Annotated in this window: 4 protein-coding genes; 2 read left to right on the forward strand and 2 right to left on the reverse strand. The window is 64.7% G+C overall.

Annotated elements, in window-relative coordinates; genetic code table 11:
- Window positions 1-146: 146 nt before the first annotated feature.
- Both NKJ06_RS34805 and NKJ06_RS34810 read right to left on the reverse strand, forming a co-directional pair.
- Window positions 147-947 (reverse strand): transporter substrate-binding domain-containing protein, encoded by an 801-nt coding sequence (locus tag NKJ06_RS34805; RefSeq protein WP_352628216.1) that lies wholly within the window; start codon window positions 945-947, stop codon window positions 147-149.
- Window positions 948-1,000: 53 nt separating this feature from the next.
- On the reverse strand, window positions 1,001-1,816 hold the full coding sequence (locus tag NKJ06_RS34810; protein WP_352628364.1) for an ABC transporter ATP-binding protein: 816 nt from the start codon (window positions 1,814-1,816) through the stop codon (window positions 1,001-1,003).
- A gap of 243 nt (window positions 1,817-2,059) precedes the next feature.
- Between NKJ06_RS34810 and NKJ06_RS34815 the strand changes: the two genes are divergently transcribed.
- Together NKJ06_RS34815 and NKJ06_RS34820 are read left to right on the forward strand one after the other, a co-directional pair.
- Complete coding sequence (locus NKJ06_RS34815; RefSeq protein WP_352628362.1) at window positions 2,060-2,908, forward strand: dimethylarginine dimethylaminohydrolase family protein; 849 nt, start codon at window positions 2,060-2,062, stop codon at window positions 2,906-2,908.
- Window positions 2,905-3,737, forward strand: an 833-nt coding sequence (locus NKJ06_RS34820; protein WP_352812450.1) for a thiamine pyrophosphate-binding protein, incomplete at its 3' end; no start/stop codon positions are given. The genes NKJ06_RS34815 and NKJ06_RS34820, both read left to right, overlap by 4 nt.

Raw genomic sequence — 3,737 nt, forward strand, 5'->3', positions numbered from 1 at the left:
CTCCCCCGGGGCGCTCCGGCCGCGGCCCCCCGGCCGCGACGGCCCACCCGCCACGCCCCCCGCGGCGCGCCACACCCGGGGGGGGGCAGGGGGCGGCCGGGGGCGCGGGGGGCCCCCCCCCCCCCCCTCGGCTCATGCGAGGATTGTCAGTTCGACTGCGCGCCGCCGCCGCCGTAAATGTCAAAATCGAAGTACTTCTTCGATATCTCGTCGTATTTGCCGTTGGCGCGGATCGCCTTGATGCCGGCGTTGATCTTGTCCTTCAACTCGGTGTCTTCCTTGCGCACGCCGGCACCGACGCCCGGTCCGAGCACTTCATCGTCCGGAGCCACCATGCCCTTCAGATCGCAGCAGGCTTTGCCCTGGTCCGATTTGAGGAATTCGCCAAGCGCGATGGAATCGGCCTGCACCGCGTCGAGGCGGCCGGCCGCAAGATCGTTGTTGGCTTCGTCCTGGGTCTGGTATTCCTTGATCTCGGAAGCGGTGCTGCCAAAGTGCTTCTTGGCGTAGACGGCATGCACCGTCGAAACCTGCACGCCGACCACTTTGCCCTTGAGGTCTTCCGGCGTGGAGCCGAATTTCTGGTCCTTCGGGCCGATGATCGCGGTCGGGGTGTTATAGTACTTGTCCGAGAAGTCGATCGTCTTCTCGCGTTCGGCGGTGATCGACATCGAGGAGACGATGAGGTCGATCTTCTTGGTCGTCAGCGCCGGAATGATGCCGTCCCAGGCAACGGGCGTGATGACGCAGTCGAGCTTCTCTTCGGCGCAGACGGCGTCGATGAACTCGATTTCCCAGCCGACCCACTTGCCCGATGCATCCGGCGAGGTGAAGGGCGGATAGGGCTCGGCGGCGACACCGATCTTGACCGGATCGGCCTTGGCCACGCCCATGGCGGCGACGCCGAGCAGCAGCGCTGCGGCGAATGTCTTCAGAACAGTCTTCATTTCATGACTCCCAGTCTGTTGTTGGTTCCCGGTTTTCTTCCGTCCCGGCTTTCCTAGCCGATGTTGCGGATGAACTGCTTCAGCCTTTCGGATTTCGGTGCACCGAAGATTTGCTCCGGCGGCCCCTCTTCCTCGACCAGCCCGTTGTAGAGGTAGACGACATGGGTCGCGACCTCGCGGGCAAACTTCATCTCATGGGTGACCAGCACCATGGTGCGGCCTTCGCGCGCCAAGTCGCCGATCACCTTCAGTACCTCTCCGACCAGCTCAGGGTCGAGCGCCGAGGTCGGCTCATCGAACAGCATGACGCGCGGATTGATGGCGAGCGCACGGGCGATCGCGGCGCGCTGCTGCTGGCCACCCGACAGATAGGCCGGATAGACGTCGCGCTTTTCGGCCAGCCCGACGCGGGCGAGCAGCTTTTCGGCCTCTGCGATCGCCACATCGCGCTTGACGCCAAGCACATGCACCGGAACCTCGATGACGTTTTCGATCAGCGTCATGTGGCTCCATAGGTTGAAGTTCTGGAACACCATGCCGAGCTTGGAACGGATGCGCTCGATCTGCTTGCGGTCGGCCGGAACCGTGTGGCCGTGGCTGTCGGCCTTGAGCTTGATCTCCTCGCCATTGACGCGGATGATGCCGCTGGTCGGATTTTCCAGGCAGTTGATGCAGCGCAGCAGCGTCGACTTGCCTGAGCCGGAGCCGCCGATGATGGCAATGACCTCGCCATCGCGCGCCGACAGCGAGACGCCCTTCAGCACATGCAACTCGCCGAACCTCTTGTGCAGGTTCTCGACATGGATGGCTTCGGCGGCGCCGTCCTGCGCCGTGTGTTTCAATGCGGGTGCTGCGCCTTGCGCTATCATCCCGGATGCGGCGCTAGTAGCCGTCATCCCTTCGACGCTCCGCGGAGCGGTAGAGTCGGTCGCTGCTGGTATTTTTTACCCATTACCCGTCACTGACAGAGTTCCCATTCTCAGGATGGACCGTTCCGCTTGCCTCCGTCAACCATGGTTTTTGGACTATTGATCACAGCCTGCTGTAGTGGTTAGTGGCGGCAACGGACGTTTCGGGAGAATTGAGTGGGCAAATCATACGGGTCGCAGTCCATGGCCGGACCCCTGAAACGCGTTCTGATGCGGTCCGCCGCCAGCGCCATGCGCCATGCCAGGGCACAGGAATGGCACTATGGTTCGGGTTTCGATCCACAAAAGGCCGCAGCCCAGCATCAGCAGTTGACCAGCATGGTCGCGGCTTCCGGCGCCGAGATCGAATGGTTGACGGATGCCGATGACGGGCTGGCCGATTCCGTCTTCACCCATGATCCGTCGCTGATGACCGATCATGGCGCGATCATTCTTGCCATGGGCAAAGCGTTGCGCCGGGTCGAGCCCGGCCTGCATGAGGCAGCCTATGAGCGCATGGGCATTCCCATTCTCGGGCGCATCGATGATCCGGGCCAGGTGGAAGGCGGCGACTGCGTCTGGGTCGATGCAACCACGCTGGCCATCGGCCGTGGCGTGCGCACCAACCAGGACGGCATCCAGCAGCTTTCGAACCTGCTTTCGCCCAAGGGCATTTCGGTTTTTGGCTTCGACCTGCCGCTTTGGCACGGCGAGGAAGCCTGCCTGCACCTGATGTCGGTGATCAGTCCGCTCGCCGACGATCTGGCGCTGGTCTATGCGCCCTTGCTGCCGGCCGCCTTCTACCAGATGCTGCGGGCGCGCGGCATCAAGCTGGTCGAGGGTGATGCCGACGAGTTCTTCGCTTCCAACGGGCTCAGTCTCAACGTGCTGCCGACCGCGCCGCGCCAGGTCATTGCCGTTGCCGGTTTTCCCAGGACAGCGGCAGCCATGCAGGCGGCCGGCTGCGCGGTCTCCACGTTCGAGGCGGATGCGCTCTGCATCGCCTGCGAGGGCGGCCCGACCTGCCTGACGCGCCCGGTGCTGCGCCAATGACCACCACTGGGACCACCATCGGAACCACCACTGGGACCACCATCGGAACCACCACTGGGACCAACATTGGGACGACTGTCGGCGAGGCGCTCATTTCGCTGCTCGAAGCCCATGGCGTCGACACGGTCTTCGGCATTCCCGGTGTGCACACGGTCGAACTCTACCGGGGACTGGCGCGCTCGAAGATCCGCCATGTCACGCCGCGTCACGAACAGGGCGCCGGCTTCATGGCCGATGGCTATGCGCGCGCCAGCGGCAGGCCGGGTGTCGCCTTCGTCATCACCGGACCGGGGCTCACCAACACCATCACCGCCATGGGACAGGCGCGTGCCGATTCAGTGCCGATGCTGGTTATCTCAGGCGTCAACGCCATGCCGACGCTGGGCAAGGGCCTGGGCCATCTGCACGAGTTGCCGGACCAGCGGGGCATGATGGAGAAAGTGGCGCTGTTTTCGCAGCGCGTTACCGAGGCCAGCGAATTGCCCGGTGCCCTGGCGCAGGCCTTCGCCCTGTTTTCGTCGGCCCGGCCCGGCCCGGTGCATATCGAAATCCCGACCGACGTCATGGTCAAGCCGGCGAACAGCATCGCCGCCATGCTGAGCAATGCAGCGCCGCCCGCGCCGGATGGTGCCGCAATTGCCAGCGCAGCCAAACTCGTCACCGCCGCGCGCCGCCCGCTGATCCTGGTTGGCGGCGGCGCCAAACGTGCCGAAGCGCCGTTGCGGCGTGATGGCCAACGGCGGGGCGCGCCCGAGGACCAGAAACACCAATCCCCGGGCCAGGGGGAGGGGCGCGCCCCGTGGCGTGCCGCCCACACCCCCCCGTTGGG

This window comes from Mesorhizobium sp. M0293 (genome assembly GCF_040321735.1).
Lineage (GTDB): Bacteria > Pseudomonadota > Alphaproteobacteria > Rhizobiales > Rhizobiaceae > Mesorhizobium.

Excerpts from the sequence above, each read along its gene's own strand:
- NKJ06_RS34815 (WP_352628362.1), top strand. The coding sequence starts at position 2,060 with ATGGCCGGACCCCTGAAACGCGTTCTGATGCGGTCCGCCGCCAGCGCC.
- NKJ06_RS34810 (WP_352628364.1), bottom strand. The coding sequence starts at position 1,816 with ATGATAGCGCAAGGCGCAGCACCCGCATTGAAACACACGGCGCAGGAC.
- NKJ06_RS34805 (WP_352628216.1), bottom strand. The coding sequence starts at position 947 with ATGAAGACTGTTCTGAAGACATTCGCCGCAGCGCTGCTGCTCGGCGTC.